Raw genomic sequence first — 401 nt, 5'->3', positions numbered from 1 at the left:
CAGGTTCTATTTCACTCCCCTCCCGGGGTTCTTTTCACCTTTCCCTCACGGTACTGCTTCACTATCGGTCATCAGGTAGTATTTAGCCTTGGGAGGTGGTCCTCCCTGCTTCCCACAAGGTTTCACGTGTCTCGTGGTACTCTGGATCATAACTCGTGGTCTTCTCGTTTCACTTACAGGACTATTACCTTCTACGGTGGAACTTTCCAGTTCTCTTCAGTTACAATAGCCTCCACTTTSATGCTATGTCCACAACCCCGGAAACAAGTTTCCGGTTTGGGCTCTTTCCCTTTCGCTCGCCGCTACTAAGAAAATCGATTTTTCTTTCTCTTCCTCCAGGTACTTAGATGTTTCAGTTCCCTGGGTTACCTTCATTAAGCTATGTATTCACTTAATGATAC

At 46.2% G+C, this 401-nt stretch carries 1 rRNA gene; it reads right to left on the bottom strand.

Annotated elements, in window-relative coordinates:
* Positions 1-401 (bottom strand): 23S ribosomal RNA (locus tag ACYUCG_RS15250); the annotation flags it as partial.

The sequence above is a fragment of the Clostridium sp. CTA-17 genome (assembly GCF_054767895.1).
This window is presented reverse-complemented; position numbering and strand designations above follow the sequence as displayed.